This is a genomic window from Rodentibacter sp. (genome assembly GCF_057314195.1).
Window position 1 is genome coordinate 1 of record NZ_DBHLAM010000054.1, and the last position, 19,687, is coordinate 19,687.

At 46.0% G+C, this 19,687-nt stretch carries 21 protein-coding genes; 3 read left to right on the forward strand and 18 right to left on the reverse strand.

Features of this window, described 5'->3' with window-relative positions; all coding sequences use genetic code 11:
• Nucleotides 1–293: 293 nt before the first annotated feature.
• The 12 genes from ACO59Y_RS07885 to ACO59Y_RS07940 all read right to left on the reverse strand — a co-directional run bounded on the left by ACO59Y_RS07885 (nucleotide 294) and on the right by ACO59Y_RS07940 (nucleotide 10,627).
• Nucleotides 294–683 (reverse strand): RidA family protein, encoded by a 390-nt coding sequence (locus ACO59Y_RS07885; RefSeq protein ID WP_486132168.1) that lies wholly within the window; start codon nucleotides 681–683, stop codon nucleotides 294–296.
• 52 nt (nucleotides 684–735) lie between these two features.
• Nucleotides 736–1,482 carry an MlaA family lipoprotein gene (locus ACO59Y_RS07890; protein ID WP_486132170.1) on the reverse strand — a complete coding sequence of 249 codons (747 nt, stop codon included), beginning with the start codon at nucleotides 1,480–1,482 and terminating at the stop codon, nucleotides 736–738.
• 307 nt (nucleotides 1,483–1,789) lie between these two features.
• Nucleotides 1,790–3,430: an ABC transporter substrate-binding protein gene (locus ACO59Y_RS07895; RefSeq protein WP_486132172.1), complete on the reverse strand. Its 1,641-nt coding sequence runs from the start codon at nucleotides 3,428–3,430 to the stop codon at nucleotides 1,790–1,792.
• A 263-nt stretch (nucleotides 3,431–3,693) separates the two neighbouring features.
• The gene (locus tag ACO59Y_RS07900; RefSeq protein ID WP_486132174.1) at nucleotides 3,694–4,695 is read right to left on the reverse strand and encodes a TerC/Alx family metal homeostasis membrane protein; all 1,002 of its coding nucleotides are present in this window, start codon (nucleotides 4,693–4,695) and stop codon (nucleotides 3,694–3,696) included.
• Nucleotides 4,696–4,871: 176 nt separating this feature from the next.
• On the reverse strand, nucleotides 4,872–6,275 hold the full coding sequence (locus ACO59Y_RS07905) for an MFS transporter (protein ID WP_486132176.1): 1,404 nt from the start codon (nucleotides 6,273–6,275) through the stop codon (nucleotides 4,872–4,874).
• Nucleotides 6,259–6,771: a molybdopterin-guanine dinucleotide biosynthesis protein MobB gene (mobB, locus tag ACO59Y_RS07910; protein ID WP_486132228.1), complete on the reverse strand. Its 513-nt coding sequence runs from the start codon at nucleotides 6,769–6,771 to the stop codon at nucleotides 6,259–6,261. The genes ACO59Y_RS07905 and mobB overlap by 17 nt, the downstream gene beginning before the upstream one ends.
• Before the next feature lie 70 nt (nucleotides 6,772–6,841).
• Complete coding sequence (locus ACO59Y_RS07915) at nucleotides 6,842–7,276, reverse strand: SoxR reducing system RseC family protein (protein WP_373603416.1); 435 nt, start codon at nucleotides 7,274–7,276, stop codon at nucleotides 6,842–6,844.
• Entirely contained in the window at nucleotides 7,277–8,044 is a 768-nt protein-coding gene (locus ACO59Y_RS07920; protein ID WP_486132178.1) for a class I SAM-dependent methyltransferase, read from the reverse strand. It abuts the gene before it with no gap.
• Entirely contained in the window at nucleotides 8,026–9,117 is a 1,092-nt protein-coding gene (gene trmA / locus ACO59Y_RS07925) for a tRNA (uridine(54)-C5)-methyltransferase TrmA (RefSeq protein WP_486132180.1), read from the reverse strand. The genes ACO59Y_RS07920 and trmA overlap by 19 nt, the downstream gene beginning before the upstream one ends.
• Before the next feature lie 223 nt (nucleotides 9,118–9,340).
• A complete protein-coding gene (locus tag ACO59Y_RS07930) occupies nucleotides 9,341–9,673 on the reverse strand; it encodes a MaoP family protein (protein ID WP_373603413.1) in 333 nt (110 codons plus the stop codon).
• Nucleotides 9,674–9,727: 54 nt separating this feature from the next.
• Nucleotides 9,728–10,345 (reverse strand): thiol:disulfide interchange protein DsbA, encoded by a 618-nt coding sequence (dsbA, locus tag ACO59Y_RS07935; protein WP_486132182.1) that lies wholly within the window; start codon nucleotides 10,343–10,345, stop codon nucleotides 9,728–9,730.
• A gap of 15 nt (nucleotides 10,346–10,360) precedes the next feature.
• Nucleotides 10,361–10,627: a YihD family protein gene (locus tag ACO59Y_RS07940; protein WP_486132184.1), complete on the reverse strand. Its 267-nt coding sequence runs from the start codon at nucleotides 10,625–10,627 to the stop codon at nucleotides 10,361–10,363.
• Between the two features lie 64 nt (nucleotides 10,628–10,691).
• Between ACO59Y_RS07940 and mobA the strand changes: the two genes are divergently transcribed.
• From mobA to ACO59Y_RS07955, 3 genes are read left to right on the forward strand one after another with little or no spacing between them, the layout of a single operon-like run.
• Nucleotides 10,692–11,258: a molybdenum cofactor guanylyltransferase MobA gene (mobA, locus tag ACO59Y_RS07945; RefSeq protein WP_486132186.1), complete on the forward strand. Its 567-nt coding sequence runs from the start codon at nucleotides 10,692–10,694 to the stop codon at nucleotides 11,256–11,258.
• 42 nt (nucleotides 11,259–11,300) lie between these two features.
• Entirely contained in the window at nucleotides 11,301–11,879 is a 579-nt protein-coding gene (locus ACO59Y_RS07950) for a rhomboid family intramembrane serine protease (RefSeq protein WP_486132188.1), read from the forward strand.
• Between the two features lie 25 nt (nucleotides 11,880–11,904).
• Nucleotides 11,905–12,660, forward strand: a complete 756-nt coding sequence (locus ACO59Y_RS07955) for a DeoR/GlpR family transcriptional regulator (protein WP_486132190.1) — start codon at nucleotides 11,905–11,907, stop codon at nucleotides 12,658–12,660.
• Between the two features lie 204 nt (nucleotides 12,661–12,864).
• Here the strand turns inward: ACO59Y_RS07955 and lptD are convergent, their stop codons facing one another.
• From lptD to ACO59Y_RS07985, 6 genes are read right to left on the reverse strand one after another with little or no spacing between them, the layout of a single operon-like run.
• Nucleotides 12,865–15,213, reverse strand: coding sequence for an LPS assembly protein LptD (gene lptD / locus ACO59Y_RS07960; protein ID WP_486132192.1), 2,349 nt, complete (start codon nucleotides 15,211–15,213; stop codon nucleotides 12,865–12,867).
• A 48-nt stretch (nucleotides 15,214–15,261) separates the two neighbouring features.
• A complete protein-coding gene (locus tag ACO59Y_RS07965; protein WP_486132194.1) occupies nucleotides 15,262–15,810 on the reverse strand; it encodes a DNA-3-methyladenine glycosylase I in 549 nt (182 codons plus the stop codon).
• Complete coding sequence (gene aroE / locus ACO59Y_RS07970) at nucleotides 15,807–16,637, reverse strand: shikimate dehydrogenase (RefSeq protein WP_486132196.1); 831 nt, start codon at nucleotides 16,635–16,637, stop codon at nucleotides 15,807–15,809. Before aroE ends, ACO59Y_RS07965 begins: the two co-directional genes overlap by 4 nt.
• Before the next feature lie 3 nt (nucleotides 16,638–16,640).
• A complete protein-coding gene (gene tsaC, locus ACO59Y_RS07975; RefSeq protein ID WP_486132198.1) occupies nucleotides 16,641–17,192 on the reverse strand; it encodes an L-threonylcarbamoyladenylate synthase type 1 TsaC in 552 nt (183 codons plus the stop codon).
• Entirely contained in the window at nucleotides 17,189–17,731 is a 543-nt protein-coding gene (locus ACO59Y_RS07980) for a DNA topoisomerase family protein (RefSeq protein ID WP_486132200.1), read from the reverse strand. Before ACO59Y_RS07980 ends, tsaC begins: the two co-directional genes overlap by 4 nt.
• An 11-nt stretch (nucleotides 17,732–17,742) precedes the next feature.
• Nucleotides 17,743–19,662, reverse strand: a complete 1,920-nt coding sequence (locus ACO59Y_RS07985; RefSeq protein ID WP_486132202.1) for an ABC transporter ATP-binding protein — start codon at nucleotides 19,660–19,662, stop codon at nucleotides 17,743–17,745.
• Nucleotides 19,663–19,687: the final 25 nt, after the last annotated feature.

Sequence of the window (19,687 nt, forward strand, 5' to 3'; positions counted from 1 at the left end):
GCCATTGGCTTTTAGCTCCTGAATACACTCCGATTTCTCGGAATTAATTTACCTAATCCTAAGACCAGGACGACTTCGGTGCCCAGAAGCAAGAAAAATTCTTATTCTGTACACCATCTACGTAGGCTGATTAAGATTGCTCCCCTACGGTCTTGGACGGGGCTTGAATAGGTCAAGCACCAACCAGAAATTGGGTTATGGCTTAAAGCCATAACAAAGACGCGCAATTATAGAGTGAATCGATTTTCTTGTAAAGCCGCTTGTCTAAAAAAGATTCGAAAACAATGCTTTGATTATTTTCGGCGTGCAATCGCTTCGATTTCTAATCCCACATCTTTCGGCAAACGCGCAACTTCCACACAAGAGCGCGCAGGGAAGTTCGGGTGATGGTTTTCTTTGAAGAAGCGCTCATATTCCGTATTCACTGCCGCAAAATCGTTCAAGTCTTTCACGAAAACCGTAGTCTTCACAATATCCGCTGCAGTCAAGCCCGCTTGCTCAATAATTGCTTTCACATTTTCCAATGACTGACGCGTTTGCGCGACGATGTCTGACGGCACCGCATTGGTGGCAGGATTTACTGGAATTTGGCCGGAGGTGAAGACTAAATCGCCTAAATCCACCGCTTGCACGTAAGGACCGATCGCCGCCGGCGCCTTTTCGGTATGAATAACTTTTGTCATAGTAATTTCCTTGAGTAGTAAGAAATACGGCTATTTTTTCCGTACTTTTTCGTTAATCAATTTCTTTTAGCACATCGTCGGACAATTCGTTTTGCGAATTGTCGGTTGCTTTACCGTCGTTTACTTTAAATTCTAAGTTTTGGAGATATGCTTCACGGAAGGTGACGTAAGGATCTTGCGCTTGGCGTAATAACTCGGTGTTATTCAAGTTTTTCGCACGCGTATCCAATGTTTGAACGCCGTATTTGACTAATGACCAGGGACCACCTACCCATTCCCAAAATGGATACATATAAGCCGCATCCACCACTGCACCGGTTAATTGGCGCGGTGTGGTCGCATTATAAATCGGCAACACCATGTAAGCGCCGGGTTCTAGGCCGTAACTCCCCAAGGTTTCGCCAAAACCGCGTTGGTCATACACTTGGAGTTCCTTGCTAGCAGCGGCGAAATCAAACAAACCGCCTATACCGAACACCGTATTAATCCAAAAGCGGTTAAAATGGACGAACGCCTTTTTTGGCTCGCCTTCAACTAAACGGTTCACGAAACTGACCGGCTCGTCCAAATTGTTCGCCATATTGGACAAGCCGCCACTTATCGGAGCCGGCACATAATCGTGCCAACCTTTTGCCGCCGGTTCCAATACATAGCGATCCATCACGTTATAATTGAATTTCCACATGGTGCGGTTAAAACCCTCTAGCGAATCTTTGCGTTCGCCCTCCGCTTGCTTATTTGCACAACCGGTTAATACCATCGCCCCTAAAAGTGCGGTTAATATCGCTATTTTTTTCATTTGTATTTATCCGTAAGAAAAATCGGACGTATTCTAACGCGTAAAATCTATAACTCAAACGTAATCTAATAGATAAAACAATGTCGATTCTATTGTTTGCTTTTCGGTTTTAAATTTTGTCTGAGTTGCGCCGTCGGAGATTAGGTTCTCGGCGGATTAAGCCGATTCGACGCTTTTCAATGCGGTGCTGTTGAAGCAAGTGAAAATAAGTCGAGACAAAATACAAAATAAAAAGGATAGCTCTTAAAAGTCTATCCTTTTCATGTAATGCATTATCTTTTAGCCGTAAAAATGTGGCAGATTTTGGTTATTTCCCATCGACGCTCACACCATAGAAGGCATCGTAGCCGAACGGGCTTTGTACGTAGCCTTTCACGCGCGGGCTTAATGGCGCGAAGCCGACGGAGTGGGCCACCGGAATCCAAGGCGCTTGCTCGTGAACGATCACTTGCGCTTGCTTGTAAAGCTCAGTACGCGCTTGTTTGTCGGTTAAACCAATGGCTTTGTCTAACAAGGCGTCAAATTGCACGTTTTTGAAACGTGCCAAGTTTGAGTTGCCTGCGTTGGCGCTCGCTAATAATGGGGATAAGAAGTTATCCGGGTCACCGTTATCGCCCGACCAACCGAAAATTCCCGCAGTGAGTTCGCCGGCTTTCGCGCGTTTTTGGTAATCCGCCCATTCATAAGTGACCGGATTGGCTTTCACACCGATTTTTGCCCAGTCCGCCATTATCAACTCGGCCATCCGTTTCGGATTTGGATTGGAGGCGCGAATCACCGGTTGAATCCAGAAATCCGTTTCAAAACCGTTTGGATAACCCGCTTCGGCTAACAGTTGTTTGGCTTTTTGCGGATCATAAGGATAATCTTGGATGTCGTCGTTATAGCTCCAAATGGTCGGTGGTAACGGATTTTTCGCCGGTGTACCGGCGCCTTGGTAAACGGCATCGATAATCGCTTTTTTATCCACCGCGTAGTTTAACGCTTGGCGTACTTTTACATTATCAAACGGTGCTTTTTCTGTATTGAATGCGATATAGGCTACATTCAAGCCTTTTTGTTCCAAAAGCTGGACTTTCGGATCAGTTTTCATTTTGGCTAAGTCCGCCACATTCGGGAATAGAATCAAATCGCAGGTGCCCGCTTGTAATTTTGCATAACGCGTGGTGGCGTCCGGTACGATGCTGATCACTAAGCGATCAAGCGGCGTTCTGCCTTTCCAGTAATTTTCGTTCGCTACATATTGTGCCGCTTGATCGGTTTTGTAATCCACGAAAATGAATGGGCCGGTACCTACCGGGCGATTGTCAACGGTTTCAGGCGTGCCCGCTTTCATCATCGCGTCGGCATATTCCGCCGAATAAATGGAAATAAAGTCCATTCCCAAACTTGCCAAGAAAGTTGCATCTTTTTTGTTTAAAGTGATGCGAACCGTGTTGTCATCGATTTTTTCCACGGATTTCAATAACTCCGGAAATTTCATCGCGTTGAAATATGGATAAGTGCCTTTGGAGACGTTGTGATACGGGTGATTCGGATCAAGCTGACGTTGGAAGGAGAACAGCACATCATCCGCATTGAAATCGCGCGTCGGCGTAAATTCTTTAGTGCTGTGGAATTTCACGCCTTTGCGTAAATGAAAGGTGTAAGTTAAACCGTCATTGCTGATTTCCCAGCTTTCCGCCAAGGCCGGCTCAATTTCTGTCGAACCTTTTTTAAATTCCACCAAACGGTTATAAACCTGTTGTGAACTGGCGTTATAAGACGTGCCCTCCATCACTAACGCCGGGCTGAAGCCTAACGGCGCTTTAGCCGTACAGTAAACGAAAGTATTATTTGATGCAGCTTTATTGTCCGCGGGGACTGCCGGTTTGTTTGCTGAGCCGGATTGATCGCAAGCGGCTAAAAATAGCGTAGCGGCAAGCGTTAAGGTGGCTTTTAATGTCATACGCGTTCCTCATTGTGATGGTTAAACGGCGGTCGATCCCGCCGACAAGAAAATGCTATTAAGATATAAGCAGGTTGGCTTTTTCTTAAATAAAAAAATCGTCTTGATTATAACAAATCGAACTAAGAGAACGCGATTTGTACCTCGACTTCGCGCCTTTTCAAATGTGCTCGAGACCCGCCGGAAGCGGCTTCAATGCGGTGCTCGTAGCAGAGTTCAAGATGTCGATGTGAAAGCTTAGCAAGCCGCTCTCGTTCAATTATTTATTGCGTCGCTTTGGACGGAAAAATAAAAGACGCGACAATGCCGACGAATAACACGCCTAGCACGATAAATAAGCTCGCATTGGCGGAAATATGAATGCCTGTATCAAAGACTGCATGGTTCCAAGCTTGAATGCCCATTTTGATGCCGATAAAAAATAATAGTGCGATCACGGATTTTTCTAAGTGCACCAAATATTTCGTTAAGGCCGCCAAAATAAAATAAAGGCTACGCAAGCCCAAAATAGCAAAAATCATTGCCGCATAAACCAATAGCGGTTCTTGCGTGACGGCAATAACCGCCGGCACGGAATCGAAAGCGAAAGCGAGATCGGAGGTTTCGATTGCGATCAGACATAAAAAGGCCGGCGTGGCGTAACGCAACCCTTGACGTGTGACGGAGGAAATTTGTTCGGCATTTAATTCGGCGTGGCGAACGAAAAATTTTTCTTGCAGCAATTTAGGGAAAATCGGCATCGCTTTACCGGCTAAGCGTATGCTCCAGTGGTGTGTATAGTCTTCGATTTCCGGATTGTCCTTGCCGCGGGCGGTTAACATTTTCCAACCGCTCCATAAAACGAAGGCGGCAAAAGCAAAGCCGACCCAAGGACTGGCGGCGAATAAACCGGTACCCAATAACACGAAAACAGCACGGAAAATCAATGCTCCTAAAATTCCCCAATAGAGAATGCGGTGCTGTAACCGCGCTTTAATACCGAAAGAGGCGAAAATAGCGACGAAAACCATTAAGTTATCGATAGATAAACTTTTTTCCAATACATAGCCTGCTAAGTAAAGATTCGCCCATTCCGGTTCGAAACGAAGATAAAGATAGATATAAAAAGCCAGCGCTAAGGATATCCAAAAAAGCGACCATGCCGCCGCATTTTTTACCGTAATTTCTTTCGTGTGGCGATGGGAAATTAAATCAATATAGATCGAAAATAAGACAACGCCGAAGAAAACGATAATGGTTTCTAGGGGAAAGCCGAAATGCTGCATAAATAAACCTTAAATAAAAAATGGGGCCGCTATTCTATAACAAGCGGAGTGATTGACAAACGCTATTTTCTTTCTTTTTTAGGGATTTATTTTTTGTCGTATAAGCCTGTTTGTTGGATGTTAATTGGCTGATTTAGAAGTGATTTTTTTATTAATACTAGGCGACGGAGGTAAATTTATCTATTTTTACGTAAATTATCTCCGTCGCCGTTTTTTAAGCGCAATAGCGTCCAAATTAATAGTAGAGCGAAGACGGAAGAGGTGAGAAAAGTATAACTAAAGGCAGTTTGTAATGCGCCTTCTTGATTGCCGAGACGATGGCGATAAAACGCTAAAATAATGGATGACACCGCAATACCGAAACCGATGCCTACTTGTTGTACTATGCTTAACAGGGTTGAACCTGCGCCAGATTGGGTGCGGGACAAATCGCCCACCGTCAGCGTGTTAATCGCGGTGAAAATCATCGACATACAAGCACCGTACCACATTAAATTGAATAATATCCAAGCCGTCGCCATAGATCGCTCTAAAAATGCCAGGCAGACAATCGATCCGGTCATTAAAAACGACGCGGCAATTAATGTATTTTTATAGCCGAAACGGTTCAAAATACGCCCGATAAAGGTTTTGAAGATGATCGACATTAAGGCAATCGGTGCCAGTAACCAACCTGAAAGTTCGGCGCTATAACCAAATGAAAGTTGGAACATTAACGGCAACAAAAAAGGTACGGCGGAGCTCGACAGACGAATGAGTAAATTGGCGGAAATGCCAAGGCGGAAGGTACGAGTATCAAATAAGGATAAGGGCAAAATCGCGTACGTGTTTTTTTTCGCGTAGCGATAGTAGCCGAGTAGCAATGCGGTGCCGATCAGCAATGCGCCGTAAGCGATGGCAGGATAACCGCGACTTTCTCCCATTAAATCCAGCCCGAGAGTGAGTCCGCTTAGACCGAGGGCGAACAGTAAAAAACCGCTCCAATCTAATTTACCGATGCTTGGATTTAAAAAATTACGCATCACTTTGCCGGCAAAGAACATACCCGCTATGCTAATCGGTAAATTGATCAAGAAAATCCAATGCCACGAGGCGTTAGTCACTAACCAACCGCCTAGAATCGGGCCGATGATTGGGCCGATTAAGCCAGCGGTTGCCATTAAATTCCACGCATTGACCAGGTGGTTTTTCGGCACGCTCTGCACAATCGCAAATCTCGCCACCGGCATCATAAATGCGCCACCAACGCCTTGCAAAATGCGCGATAGTACTAATGCGTTTAAGCTCGTCGAAAGCGCGCAAAATAACGAACCAAGGGCGAAAACGCACACCGCTGTACGAAATACATTGAGCGTACCGAATTTATCCGCCGCCCAAGCGGTGAGCGGAATAAACAAGGCGACTGCCAAGGAATAAGCAATGACCGCCATTTGCATTTCTACCGGCGATTCGTGTAAGTCCGCCGAAACGGCCGGCAATGCGGTGTTCAAAATGGTTGCGTCCAGGCTTTGCATAAACAGCGCCATTGCAGCAACTCGGGCTAAGCCGCGGTAGTCTTTTGTTTCAGGTGTGGGTTGCATTGTCGAGAAATTGTTCAATAAAATCGGCAATAGAAGAAATATGGTTAATATCCAGCAAAGTGCATTTGGTTTCGAGCGCATAATCGGTGGCTAATGCCAACACGTTTTCATCGATTTCCGGCAAAGGTTTGCTTATGCCTTGGCGATGTAAAAGAATTTTCGGAATCGGCTCTTGTTTAAAGCCTTCGACTAAAACCAAGTCGGTCAGTGTCGGATCGAATTGTGTCGCAAGATAATGCAAGGAAACCGGTGCTGGCGTTTCCGTCATCATCGCCCAGCGCTTATCGCAAGCCATAATGACTTGTGCCGAACCCGCTTCTTTCATACGCCAGCTGTCTTTTCCTTCCTTATCCACTTGAGCGTTGTGATGGCTGTGTTTTATTACGGAAACGCGCAGTCCGCGCGCAATCAGTTCCGGAATTAATTTTTCCAATAAAGTGGTTTTGCCGCTACCACTGTAGCCGGTGATGCCGAGAAGAGGAATTTGTTTGTTCATCATTAAATAAAACGACCTAAAAAGTCATCGTGTTTTGCCTGTTGTAGAAAGTGTAAGAAAGTAAAAATTGTTAAGAAAGTATTCTTAACAATACCGGCTTAAATTCAGTCCGAGCAGCGAATTTTCTGTCGTAACGTTTTACCAATACAAAAGAACACGCGGTGAAAAGGAAAATAATGAGCGCACGCAACGGTTCATTATCGCTGATGCGGTCGGAAAATAAGGTGGCGAATAACAAAGCAGCAAGCGGCACGATATATGTCAACAAGGCGGAAAGCAGCATGGATTTTTCTTCTAAGCCGATTTCGACGATTTGTCCTGCGCGTAGCGGCATTAAAGATGCCACGCTGAAAATATGTTCGCCGCGCTTGCCGTTGAGTTCGGAAAGACTGTTCCCTCCGCAGCCGCTTTTCGCCGCGCATTGTCCGCAGGCGCTTTGCGATTGACATTTCACTTTGGCAATACCGTTTGCATAGTCGAGCACGACCGCATTTTCTCGTAACATTTAGGCTTCCCCCATATAGATATCAAAGCGGTGATTTTTTGTTTCGCGACTAAAGTGCGGCGGTTTCTTGCAAAGATATTCCGCATAGTCCGGACGTTTTACCACCACCCGTTTTTTGGCTAATTGTAAGGCGGGGGAAAGCAGCTTGTCCGCATCTGAATCCGCACCGACCAAGTATTGAAACACACGCATTTCTTTTTTCACCAAGGCGGATTTTTGTTTGTGCGGATACATCGGATCGAGATACACCACATCGGCACAATCCGTTTGCGGATTGAGTTCGTTAATCTGTCGAACGTTCAACAAGCGTAAATTTTGCCGCAACATCGCGCCGATTTCTGCGTTTTGATAAGCGCGATTTAAACCGTCTTGCAACAGCAAATACACGACCGGATGACGTTCTACCAAACGCACTTGGCAACCGAGCACCGCCAACACGAAAGCGTCCCGTCCTAAACCGGCCGTCGCATCAATCACACTCGGTAATTCTACGCCTTTAATGCCCACCGCTTTAGCCACCGCTTCACCGCGCCCGCCACCGAATTTACGGCGATGCGCCATGCTTCCGCCCACAAAATCCACGTAAACTGCGCCGAGTTTTGGCTCGTCCAGTTTGCGCAGTTCTAAACGTTGATCCGTTTGAACAAGTGCCAGCGGGCTTTGTTCATCGTGAACAATGTGTTGTTCTGCGCAAAATGCGACTAATTCGGCGAGCGTTTTTTCGGTGGATTCCGAAATTAATTGAATCCTTACTTGCGAATCAGCCATACGCCGCTTTCCATGTGATCGGTGTAAGGGAATTGATCGAACAATGCCGCCCTTTCAATGCGGTGCGTTTTCGACAGTTCAACTAAGTTGTCGCACAATGTGTGCGGATTGCAAGAAATGTACAAAATGCGATCGTAATTTCGCACTAATTTTACCGTTTCCGAATCAAGCCCTGCACGCGGTGGATCCACAAAAATTGTATTGCACTCGTAAGATTTCAAATCAATGCCTTTTAAACGATTAAATTCACGCACGTCGTTTATCGCTTGAGTGAATTCTTCCGCCGACATTCGAATGATTTGCAAATTTTCCACGCCGTTTTTCGTGATATTAAATTGCGCGGCTGCCACCGACGGTTTGGCGATTTCCGTTGCCAAAACTTTGCGGAAATTTTGCGCCAACGCAATGGAAAAATTGCCGTTGCCGCAATAAAGTTCGAGTAAATCGCCTTCACTATTTTTTGTGCAATCAATTGCCCATTCCAACATTTTGCAGTTTACCGCCGCGTTTGGCTGAGTGAAGCTGTTTTCCACTTGGCGATAGACATAATTACGTCCGGCTACCGACAAAATTTCATCCACATAATCGCGTTCCAAACAGATTTTTTGTTTACTGGCGCGACCGATAATCTGCAGGTCAAAACCAAGTGCGGTTAACTTTTCTTTTAAATTTTTTGCCGCCCGTTGCCATTCGTCTAAAAGCGGCTTGTGATACAACAGGCTGACGATGATTTGATTGCTCAAGGTGCTGAGATAATCGATTTGGAATAATTTTTGGTGCAGCACTTCTTGTTCTTTTAATAACGCGAGTAAGCTTTTCATCATGCGATTGATGAGTTCGCCGGCAATCGGAAATTCATCAATGCGATAGCGTTGTTTGGTCGTTTGATCAAACATAATGTGATAAAAATCGCCTTTTTCGTGCCAAATGCGAAATTCTGCCCGCATACGATAATGGCTGGGCGGAGAGGCGAAAACTTGAATTTCCGGGGCGTTAAACGGGCGCAAAAGTGCGGTCAGTTTTTCGTATTTTTTTTGCAGTAGTTCGCTGTATCGGGATATGGGTAGTTGCATTGAAATGATATTCGAACGGTAAATATTGGTAATCTTGTCTAACTTGAGCCGCTTTGGCATATTAATACGGGCATCAATGCGCTTGCGGCAAAACGCATATCGCGAAGTGTATTTTCAGCACCGCATTGAAACCGCTCATAGCGCGTTTCCAATGCGGTGCTCATTCGGGATCCCGCCGCAGCCAAAACAAAAGGCAGGCTTTAGCCTGCCTCATTTGTTTGTCTTATTCGCCGGAATAATCTTCGCCGCCTGCCGCGTCACTTACATCGCCCGATAAGGTGTAAAGACGTTTGCTCGCACTGATGTGGGTGCGGTATTTGTGCCAGGTTTTTTCAAAAAAGGTTTCGGCCGCACGTTCGCCGCGACAAAAAGCGACAAACGCTTTTTCTTCTTTTGTCGCCGGTTTGCGCTCACCCAAGTCTAACGCTTTGAAGGCTTGGCCATATTGTTCAAGCACTTGCGATTCTTTAATCGTGTAATCGCCATGACGCGAAAATCCGCGCGGATAATTTTTGTCGTCAAAAAAACGACGGGTTACGCTAAAACTTGCAGCCATAATCTTCTCTCTTTTTTCATGTGCAAAATGGGCTGGCATTAAACCAATTTTTCGTTATTTTTGCAATAAACCTTTTACGGTTTCCACGTAATCCTTAACGAAATCATCGTAATTCAATCCTTCGGGATTCACGCGGAATTTGCCGTTCACGTAAAAATCAGGTACGCCGCGCACGCTGAATTGATCCGCCGCGTTCACTTGTTTATTTACCAAGCCATTTACTGCAAAACTGTTAATGCCGCCGTCGAATTGTTCGGCGGTGACACCGTTATCCAAGAAAATCGCGCGGATGTCGTCCATAGAGCGCAACGCGTCTTTTTGCGCGGCTTCAAATAACGGCGCCTTCACTTTGCTTTCTGCGCCTAATGCCATCGCTAAGGCCCAAGCGCGAGTCAGGTTTTCTGATTGGCGGCCTAAAAAATTCACGTGATATTGCTTAAACGCCACACCTTCCGGCAAGCTGTTTTTCACTTGCTGCGGAATTTTGTATTCCATTTCAAAGGAATAACAATGCGGGCAGTAGAACGAGAAAAATTCAATCACTTCTTTTTGCGGTGCCGCTTGTTGGCTTACTTGAATGTATTGTTTGCCTTCTTGCAAATTGGCTGCGAACGCGTTGGCCGATATTAAAGTTGTTGCGCTTAAACCTAAGGCGAGTAATATTTTTTTCATTTTGCTTTCCTTGTTTTATTTAATGATACCGCGCGCTCTTAAAAGCGCGCTTTTAAAATCTTCTTCGTAATCTTTTTTAATGCCGGGAATCGGTTCGTGTTTGTCGGTACCGCGCATTTTCAATTGATAAATAATCACTTCATCGCTTAATTCCGCCAGCGGTTTGCTGAAACCCGCTTCATCGGCGATTTTTTGCAAAATTTGCAGCAGATTTAAATCGGGCGCTTCAGCCCAATAAGGCTGTAAAAGTTCTAATACCTCGTTCAAACGCTTACATTTCATTGCTATTTCCTTTTGAATCGTAAAAAATAGCGTCATCTTACTTCAAACGCTGACGGAATAAAATATGGCAATCACAATAAGTGCAGTTATTTTGGCAGGCGGCAAGGCGCGCCGAATGGGCGGTTGCGACAAAGGGCTACAACTTTTGCACGGTAAGCCATTAATTGCCCGCGTTATTGAGCGTTTACGTCCGCAAGTCGGTGAGATTGCCATTAACGCTAATCGCAACCAAACGGAATATGCCCGGTTTGGTTTGCCGGTGTTTGCCGATGAATTGTCCGATTTTCAAGGACCACTAAGCGGTATGAGCACCGCATTGACGCGCGCAACCACGGATTTTGTGCTGTTCACGCCGTGCGACAGCCCGTTCTTTCCAGAAAATTTGCTCGTCAAATTAAAACACGCCGTGAAAACCGAACATGCGTTGCTCGCCTATGCATGTGATGAAGAACGCGAACATCCGACATTTTGTTTGATGTCAGTATTGCTGAAAGACAAATTGCGCGATTATCTTGCTTCCGGCGAACGTCGCTTGCTGCAATTTATGCGTGAAAACGGTGGGGTTGCGGTGAGATTCACCGAAAATGAGGGGCGTTTTGTGAATTTTAATATGTTGGCGGATTTGCGATAATCTTTCGATGTTTTCTCGATTGGAGATTTTTTAGAGACGCTTATGCAAAGAACAGATTTATCGCGTTATTTTACGCCTTTACACATCATTACCGCGCTTTGCGCAGCAGTTTACTTACTGCAACAAATCGGCTTCGAAGCACCGATTATGCAGGCTTTTCATTATCCGCTTGATTTCCAAGATTGGCAGCTTTGGCGTTATGTGACGCACTCGCTGGTTCATTTGTCAAACGTGCATATTGTGGCGAATTTAGCGTGGTTTTGGTTATTCGGCGGGTTGATCGAGCGTTATTTCGGTGGACTTAAGCTGTGTTTGATTTTTCTGGTGTCCGCAACAGTGAGCGGCGTCGTGCAAAATTATTTCTCCGGTCCGGATTTTTTCGGGCTGTCCGGCGTGGTATATGCGGTGTTGGGTTATGTGTTCGTGTTGGACAAGCTACAGAATAATATTTTTGATTTGCCGAAAGGCTTTTTTACGATGTTATTGGCGGGATTAGCATTCGGTTTTGTGAGTCCGTTTTTTGATATTTATATTGGCAATGCGGCGCATATTGCAGGCTTGGCGGTTGGGCTTACGTGGGGATTTATCGATAGCCAAATTCGCTCCGATCGGGTAGAGTAGGCCGCTATTCATGGAGAATGCCTAGATGAAACAATCTCTTCGTCATCAAAAAATTATCGATCTGGTCAATCAATACGGCTATTTGAGCACGGAAGATTTGGTTAGCCGATTGGAAGTTAGCCCGCCAACCGTTCGTCGGGATTTGAATATTCTGGCGGAACTGGATTTGATCCGCCGTCATCATGGCGGTGCAGCTTCGCCTTCTTCGGCGGAAAATTCCGATTATATCCATCGCAAACAATTTTTCTCTTCGCAAAAAAACCGCATTGCACAAGAGGTGGTGAAATTTATTCCGAACGGCGCTTCCTTATTTATCGACATCGGCACTACGCCGGAAGCCGTGGCGAATGCATTGCTTAATCACGAACGTTTACGCATTGTTACCAATAACCTTAATGCCGCCCATTTGCTGCGTCAAAATGAAAGTTTCGAGATTACGATGGCGGGTGGCTCGTTGCGCATGGATGGCGGTATTATTGGTGAAGCAACGGTGAATTTTATTTCTCAGTTCCGTTTGGATTTCGGTATTCTCGGCATTAGCGCCATTGATGCTGACGGCTCGCTACTGGATTACGATTACCACGAAGTGCAAGTAAAACGTGCGATTATCGAGAGTTCGCGGCAAACCTTGTTGGTCACCGACCATTCCAAATTTACCCGCCAGGCTATCGTACGTTTAGGCGAATTAAGCGATGTAGAATATTTATTCACCGACGAAGAACCGCTTACGATTAGTCAATATTTACAAAACGTGCAAACCAAATTGGTGTTGTGCAAATAACGGCAGCGCATTGAACGAACGGCCTAGAATGAACAGTGTAGAACGGTGTTTCAATGCGGTGCTATTTTGGTAGGACAATAATAACGAAAGCGGCCGAAAGGCCGTTTCTGTTTCTGATTAGCCAAATGAACTCGCCGCAGAGCACCGCATTGAAACCCCGAAAAATAAAACGCCGTCGAACGACGGCGTTTTGAACGCGATGATTTATAAGCTGAACGCTTTGATATAAGGCAATTTGCCCTTTTTGAGCATTTCCTGAATGCCGCTTTGGTGGTCGTTATTGCCTAAGCCGCGCAATTCAAAGGTAATGCCGACGCTGTTATCGTAAACCACTTGATTTTGGCGTTGATTTTGATGACTGGTGACATAACGTCTTGCACCAACGCCGATAGCCCAACAACAGCTGTTATATTGTAGGCCGACATATTGTTCCACCGGTTTCTTAAGCGCCAAGTCTTGGTAATATTTGCCGACCAGCGCCCAGTTATCCGTCACTTCCCAAGCCGCAACCAAGCCAAGCTGTTGAATATCTTGGTTATACGCGTTCGCCGAACGGCCTAAATTTTGGTCGATATAATCTCGGCTGGCGTAACGATAATTTAATTGAATTAAATTATTTTTTTTCGGATTGTATTCAATGCTACTGTTTGCCAGTGAAGTTTTCTTTAACTGCGTATCGTATTGATAGCCGGCATGCCAGTGCCAATTATCATTAAACTTCCAGTTGGATTCCAGCGCCCAAGAGGACGACGAACGCGAGGTGCTGTTGGCCGGATTGTTATCAATACGCGAAGCGTTTAAATAATAAATTTGGCCGGCGGAAAGATTAAAACGTTCATCGGCGTGGCGATCGTAAAAACGCGTAGTGCCGCCTACCGTGACTTGGTTTGCGGAGGCGATGCGGTCTAAACCGCTGTAACGGCGATCGCGAAACAATGAGTAGAAATCCTGTTGAACCAGCGCAGAATCGTAACCGTAGCCCAAGTAATCATTGGTGCGGCTTGAACCAATATCGCTTTGTGCGCGGTACGGGCGATATAAATACTGAATATGCGGCTCAAAGGTTTGGGTGTAATTTTTCAAGAACGTGGTATCGCGTGCGAGAACCGTTTGTAAATCTACTTTGAATTGCGGAATTACTCGATTGATGCGGCTTTTCACGTCTTCCGCGCGGCTGCTGTTGCCTTTTTTCTGTTGGTAATGGGTGGCGTAAAGTTTGCTTTCGATATTCAAACTGCCGTATTTATTCGACATGGAACTGGCTAAACTCGGCTCGATGTGGAAACGCCAGGCCGTCGGCATTAATGCGCTGTCATTGTCGAAGCGCACCGCTTGTGAGAAAAGTTTGAAATCCAGCCAGCCGTTCGCCAAATCGTTTTGGTAATAATTAAAATCGATTTGTGGCAAGGCGCGATAAGGGCCAATATCGACTTCGTCAAAAATTTGGAATTGGCGGACGGAAACGGCGAAATTGTAATTCGGTTGATAATAAGCAACACGCGCATATTGGTTGGCGTAACCGTCAGTGCTATCACCGTAGTTAGAATCGAAATCGGTGAAATAGCGTTTATCGCTGACGCGCGTGTAATTGACGTTTAAACGCCAGTTTTTCAAGAAGGCGGAACTGTGATTCCAGTAAAATAAATGGCGTTTGCGGTTATCATTATAATATTCGTCGTAACGATCGTGGCCTAAATATTCAGCGGCGATCTTACCTTTTCCGACGGGCGTTAAATAACGGAACTCGCTGTTTAACTGCCAACCGCGATGTGACATATACTTCGGCGTGAATGTGGCGTCGTAATTTGGTGCGATATTCCAATAAATTGGTTGGGCATACCAATAACCATCGCGGCTAGACGTCCCGGCGCTCGGGATTAATAAACCGGAACGGCGGCGATCACCGATAGGTAATTGCAAGTAAGGCGTATAAAAAATCGGTACATTGAGCACTTTAAAGCGCGCGTGCCACATTTCCGCGTATTCTTCCTGAATATGTTGGATTATTTCGGCCGCGTCTACTGCCCACGCATTATCGCCCGATAAACAAGACGTAAAGGTCGCATTTTTCATGACCCGCGTGTTGTTACGTAATGCAATGTCTTGGGCTTCACCGCGCCCTTGGCGACCGACTAATTGATAATTTGCTTCGCGGATGTTGCCGTCTTTCGAATCTAAATCAAAATCGGCGCTTTGCCCACGCATCTGGATTTGCTCATCTTTATAATCAAATCCGCCGCGCACGTAAGCAAGGCGTTTCAATGCGGTGCTCTGTGGAACACTCGTTTGTTTCACTTCCACAGAGTCGGCGATTAAATGGCGATTGCCTTGTTTTAAATCCGCATTGCCTTTGTAAAGGGCGCTGTGCGGCTGATTAATTTCAGCTTCGTCCGCGGCGATATAAACCGGCAACATATTTGGATCGCCTCGCACCGCTTCACCGCTAAATTTCGGCACGCCCGTCAAGCATTGCGCGCGTAAATCCGCCGAGCTCGTTTGGCTGTAAAGTGCGGCCAGCATCGAAAGGGAAACGAAAGTATATTTTTTATTCATAATTCAGAGCTTTTCATTAACCAAATTGGCGCCGATTATACTGGAATATCATTTGCAACAACAGCCATTTATATGGTCGTTGACCAGCCCCATGGCCTGCATAAACGCATAACAAGTCGTTTCTCCTACGAACACAAAACCGCGTTTTTTCAGCGCTTTTGACATGGCTTTGGAAATCTCGGTTTTGGCCGGCACGACGGATAAATCCGGCACATCGTTGATAATCGGTCGGTGATTGACGAAAGACCAAATAAAATCGCTGAAATTTTCACCACGTTTTTCCATTTCCAAAAACGCGTTGGCATTTTTCACAATCGCCTCTAATTTGGCGCGATGGCGAATCAATCCGGCATTCTGCATAAGTTCGTCAATATCCGAGGCGGTCATTTTTGCCACGTTTTTCGGCTCAAAATGATGAAACGCCGCGCGGTAAGCATCGCGTTTTTTCAGTACGGTAATCCACGAAAGCCCCGCCTGTTGCCCTTCCAAACAAATTTTTTCGAATAACTTTTGGCTGTCAAATTGAGGCTTGCCCCATTCGTTGTCATGATAATCGATATAAATTGGCGAATCGCCCACCCATGCGCATCTTGTCATGCCATGTCCTTTTTCAGTTGTTGATAAACCGCCGTAAAGTTCGGCATTATGCCGCGCCATAAATAAAAGGAATGCGCAGCCTGCGCCACCAGCATGCCAAAGCCGTCACTCAGATTGGAGAGTCCCAAACTTTTGCAATGGGCGATGAACGGCGTGTCGGCGCCTTTTGCGTATTGCATATCGTAAAAGGCGTTGCCAAGTTTGAGTGTGTCGGAAGCCACCGATGCGGTGCTCCCACGCAGTCCCGCGGAGGTGGCGTTAATGATCAAATCATAAGATTGCGCCGGCACGGCTGTCATCGCCGCCGCTTGAATTTCGCCGTAATACTTAAATTTTTCGACTAAAGCTTGCGCTTTTTCCAACGTGCGGTTCGCTAATACGATTTGTTGCCCGGCTTGCAATAACGGCAATAATACGCCTCTGGCCGCGCCGCCTGCGCCGAGTATTAAAATGCGTTGATGTGGGCGAATCCAGTTCAAGCGTTCCAAATCCGTGACCAAACCGACGCCGTCAGTGTTATCTGCATACAGTCGGCTGTCATCCCGTTTTATCAAGGTATTGCAAGCCGCCGCGAGTTTTGCGCGTTCGCTTGATTCATCGGCGAGCTGAAACGCACGTTCTTTAAAAGGGGCGGTAATATTGCAGCCTTTGGCGCCGGCTGCAAAGAACTCGATAAGTTGTTGCTCGAACGTTTCAAGATCGCCTAATTTCGCCACATATTCCATCTTTTGTTTAGTTTGTTCGGCAAATTTGCTTTGAATCAGCGGCGACTTGCTTTGTGCAATCGGGTTGCCCCACACGGCATATTGATCGACATAATCGGTCATAAATTATCCTTGTCTAAAAAGTCGATTGGTAAGTAAATCGCGAATTTCCGACGGATTTTGCGCGTCACCTACCGATTCATCAAGCACCGGAAAATGCTCACCAAATTGTAACCGCACTTCGTCCGCCGTTTTACAGGGGGCGTCGCCCGTTAAATTTGCGCTGGTGGAAGTGAGTGCAAAACCGCACGCCTGGCATAACGCGTTCACCGAAGGATGATCGCATAAACGTACGGCAATGGTATCAAACTTGCCCGTAAGAAAATGAGGCGTACCCGATTTTGCCGGCACAACCCAGGTGGTTGGGCGGTTGTATTTTTGTTGCAAACGTGAAAGTTGTTCTGCGTTGAGTTGTTCAAAAGCTATAAAAGGACGTAAAAAATCCCAATGCGGTGCCACCAAAATCAGCCCTTTTTCTATCGGACGTCGTTTTACATTAAGCAATTTTTTAACCGCGCTTTCGCTTAACGGATTACAACCTAAACCGAAGACTGCTTCAGTGGGATAAGCAACGACTTGATCTTGGCGTAGAAGTGCGATGATTTGTTGTAAATTCATGACGAACCCTCAAAAATATGACGACAAGTTTTGTTCGCGCATTGCATGATTCGGTGTTCCTCGTTTTCACTTTTTAACAAGGCAAGCGGAAAATTGCATACCGGACAGGTCATTTGATAGGGTTTTGCCGGCAAGGAAAATTTGCAGTGGGGAAAGCGGGTGCAACCGTAAAAGGCTTTGCCTTGCCGCCCGCGGCGCGCCACTAACTGCCCTGTTTGACAGGCCGGGCAAGGAATTGATACTTCTGTTTGCGGTTTTTCGTGCACCACGAAATTACAAGTCGGATAGGCGCTGCAACCGATAAACATGCCGAATGCGCCTTGTTTGAGTTGCAAAATAGCACCGCATTGAGGGCAGTGCTCGTCGAGTTCTTTCAACACCTTGTGCTCTGCGCGTTGCAACGGACGTAAATAGCCACATTCAGGATACGCCGAACAGCCTAAAAACAGCCCTTTTTTACCATTTTTGATCTGCAAAATAGCACCGCATTGAGGGCAATGTTCTTCGCGTTTGGTGTGATGAAACAGGGATTTTGTCATCATTACTCCCGCTATACTAACATTGCTTCTAGCGCCTCTTGCGCTTCCAGCCAATCCACTTCCAACTTTTCCAACGTCTTCTTCGCGTCCACTTGCTGCGCTAAAAGTGCGGTCAATTTTTCTTTATTTTCTGCATTGTAAAGTTCCGAATCTGCAAGGCTGTTTTCAATTTCTGCAAGCTGTTTGGAGACGTTGTTCATTTTCTCTTCCAACTGCAAGATTTTTTTGCGCAACGGCGCGGTTTGTTGGCGTAATTCTGCTTCGCGGCGTTTTTGTTCCTTACGATTCTGGCTGGAATTGGCATTTTCTGTGTCTGCTTTTTCTTCGGCGGATTTTGTTGTCGATTGACTATTTTGCTCTGTCAGCCATTTTTGATAATCGTCTAAATCGCCTTTAAATTCTTCCACTTGCTTGTCGTGAACCAAATAAAATTCTTCCACAGTATTGCGTAACAAATGACGATCGTGTGAAACCACCACAAGCGAGCCTTCGTAATCCACTAAGGCTTCCGTTAAGGCTTGGCGCATATCCAAATCCAAGTGGTTGGTCGGTTCGTCAAGAAGCAGCAAATTCGGGCGTTGCCACACAATTAACGCTAAAACCAAACGTGCTTTTTCGCCACCCGAAAAGGATTTTACCGGTTGATTTACTTTATCGCCGTGGAAGGCAAAACTGCCGAGATAATCGCGTACTTGTTGCTCCGTTTGTTCCGGCGCAAGTTTTTGCATATGCCAAAGCGCTGATTCTTCTGCGCGCAAGGTATCTAACTGATGTTGCGCGAAATAGCCAAGCTGTACGCCTTTTGCAAGCTGAACTTTGCCTGACAAGGCAGTGAGTTCTCCGGCTAAAAGTTTAATCAGCGTGGATTTCCCTGCGCCGTTTTTGCCGAGTAAACCAATGCGCGAACCCGGTACGAGATTGAGCTTAATTTTACTCAAAATTTCGACCGCACTTTCCTTTGTTCCATAACCCGCGCTCGCTTGTTCAAGCATCATCAGTGGGTTGGGCAAGGAGGCCGGCGGGCGAAATGCAAAGGTGAACGGATTATCCGCATAAGCGGGCGCGATAAGCTCCATGCGCTCCAAAGCTTTTACCCGGCTTTGCGCCTGTTTCGCCTTAGTCGCTTTGGCTTTAAAACGATCAATATAACTTTGTAAATGGGCAATTTTTTGTTGCTGCTGACGATACATTGCCGCTTGTTGCGCTAATTTAGTTGCGCGTTGCGTTTCAAAGGAAGAGTAATCACCGGTGTATTCGTTTAGTTTTTGGTGTTCGATATGCAGAATTTTATTTACGATGGGATCAAGAAAATCGCGATCGTGTGAAATCAGCACCAGCGTGCCTTGATAATTGATTAACCAGCGTTCCAGCCAAATCACTGCGTCTAAATCCAAGTGGTTGGTCGGTTCGTCCAGCAATAATAAATCCGACGGACAAAGCAACGCTTGCGCCAAATTTAGCCGCATTCGCCAGCCGCCCGAGAAGGATTTTACCGCCTGTGCGGTTTCCGCTTGAGTAAAACCCAAACCGTGTAAAAGGGTTTCAGCGCGCGATTGAATCGTCCAGGCATTAATCGTATCAAGCCTATCGTGAATGCGTGCAATGGCATTGCCGTCATTGCGTTTGTTGGCTTGTGCCAGTTCGGCTTGCAAACGGCAATATTCGCGATCTCCTTGAATTACATAATCCAGCGCGGAAATTTCCAATGCCGGCGTTTCCTGATTAACCCAAGACAGCGCCCAGTTAGACGGGTATGTTACTTCGCCACTTTCCGGCTGAAGTTGTTTTTTTAATAACGCAAAAAGCGATGATTTACCGCAACCGTTTTTACCCACCAAGCCAACTTTTTGTTTTGGGTTAATGGTGGCGTTAGCGTTTTCGAGCAGCTCGGTTTGGGCACGTTTTAGGCTGAGATTGTTAAATACGATCATGAGAGAGTTTGACGAGTGGTGGCGG

What these genes read in the sequence shown, in the direction of transcription:
- ACO59Y_RS07920 (WP_486132178.1), bottom strand. Translation starts at nt 8,044, where the DNA reads ATGGCTGATTCGCAAGTAAGGATTCAATTAATTTCGGAATCCACCGAA.
- ACO59Y_RS07895 (WP_486132172.1), bottom strand. Translation starts at nt 3,430, where the DNA reads ATGACATTAAAAGCCACCTTAACGCTTGCCGCTACGCTATTTTTAGCC.
- ACO59Y_RS07900 (WP_486132174.1), bottom strand. Translation starts at nt 4,695, where the DNA reads ATGCAGCATTTCGGCTTTCCCCTAGAAACCATTATCGTTTTCTTCGGC.
- aroE (WP_486132196.1), bottom strand. Translation starts at nt 16,637, where the DNA reads ATGACCGATTATGTCGATCAATATGCCGTGTGGGGCAACCCGATTGCA.
- ACO59Y_RS07890 (WP_486132170.1), bottom strand. Translation starts at nt 1,482, where the DNA reads ATGAAAAAAATAGCGATATTAACCGCACTTTTAGGGGCGATGGTATTA.
- mobA (WP_486132186.1), top strand. Translation starts at nt 10,692, where the DNA reads ATGGCAATCACAATAAGTGCAGTTATTTTGGCAGGCGGCAAGGCGCGC.
- ACO59Y_RS07915 (WP_373603416.1), bottom strand. Translation starts at nt 7,276, where the DNA reads ATGTTACGAGAAAATGCGGTCGTGCTCGACTATGCAAACGGTATTGCC.
- dsbA (WP_486132182.1), bottom strand. Translation starts at nt 10,345, where the DNA reads ATGAAAAAAATATTACTCGCCTTAGGTTTAAGCGCAACAACTTTAATA.
- tsaC (WP_486132198.1), bottom strand. Translation starts at nt 17,192, where the DNA reads ATGAATTTACAACAAATCATCGCACTTCTACGCCAAGATCAAGTCGTT.
- ACO59Y_RS07950 (WP_486132188.1), top strand. Translation starts at nt 11,301, where the DNA reads ATGCAAAGAACAGATTTATCGCGTTATTTTACGCCTTTACACATCATT.
- trmA (WP_486132180.1), bottom strand. Translation starts at nt 9,117, where the DNA reads ATGCAACTACCCATATCCCGATACAGCGAACTACTGCAAAAAAAATAC.
- ACO59Y_RS07955 (WP_486132190.1), top strand. Translation starts at nt 11,905, where the DNA reads ATGAAACAATCTCTTCGTCATCAAAAAATTATCGATCTGGTCAATCAA.
- ACO59Y_RS07885 (WP_486132168.1), bottom strand. Translation starts at nt 683, where the DNA reads ATGACAAAAGTTATTCATACCGAAAAGGCGCCGGCGGCGATCGGTCCT.
- ACO59Y_RS07940 (WP_486132184.1), bottom strand. Translation starts at nt 10,627, where the DNA reads ATGAAATGTAAGCGTTTGAACGAGGTATTAGAACTTTTACAGCCTTAT.
- ACO59Y_RS07980 (WP_486132200.1), bottom strand. Translation starts at nt 17,731, where the DNA reads ATGACAAAATCCCTGTTTCATCACACCAAACGCGAAGAACATTGCCCT.
- ACO59Y_RS07965 (WP_486132194.1), bottom strand. Translation starts at nt 15,810, where the DNA reads ATGACAAGATGCGCATGGGTGGGCGATTCGCCAATTTATATCGATTAT.
- ACO59Y_RS07930 (WP_373603413.1), bottom strand. Translation starts at nt 9,673, where the DNA reads ATGGCTGCAAGTTTTAGCGTAACCCGTCGTTTTTTTGACGACAAAAAT.
- ACO59Y_RS07905 (WP_486132176.1), bottom strand. Translation starts at nt 6,275, where the DNA reads ATGCAACCCACACCTGAAACAAAAGACTACCGCGGCTTAGCCCGAGTT.
- ACO59Y_RS07985 (WP_486132202.1), bottom strand. Translation starts at nt 19,662, where the DNA reads ATGATCGTATTTAACAATCTCAGCCTAAAACGTGCCCAAACCGAGCTG.
- lptD (WP_486132192.1), bottom strand. Translation starts at nt 15,213, where the DNA reads ATGAATAAAAAATATACTTTCGTTTCCCTTTCGATGCTGGCCGCACTT.
- mobB (WP_486132228.1), bottom strand. Translation starts at nt 6,771, where the DNA reads ATGAACAAACAAATTCCTCTTCTCGGCATCACCGGCTACAGTGGTAGC.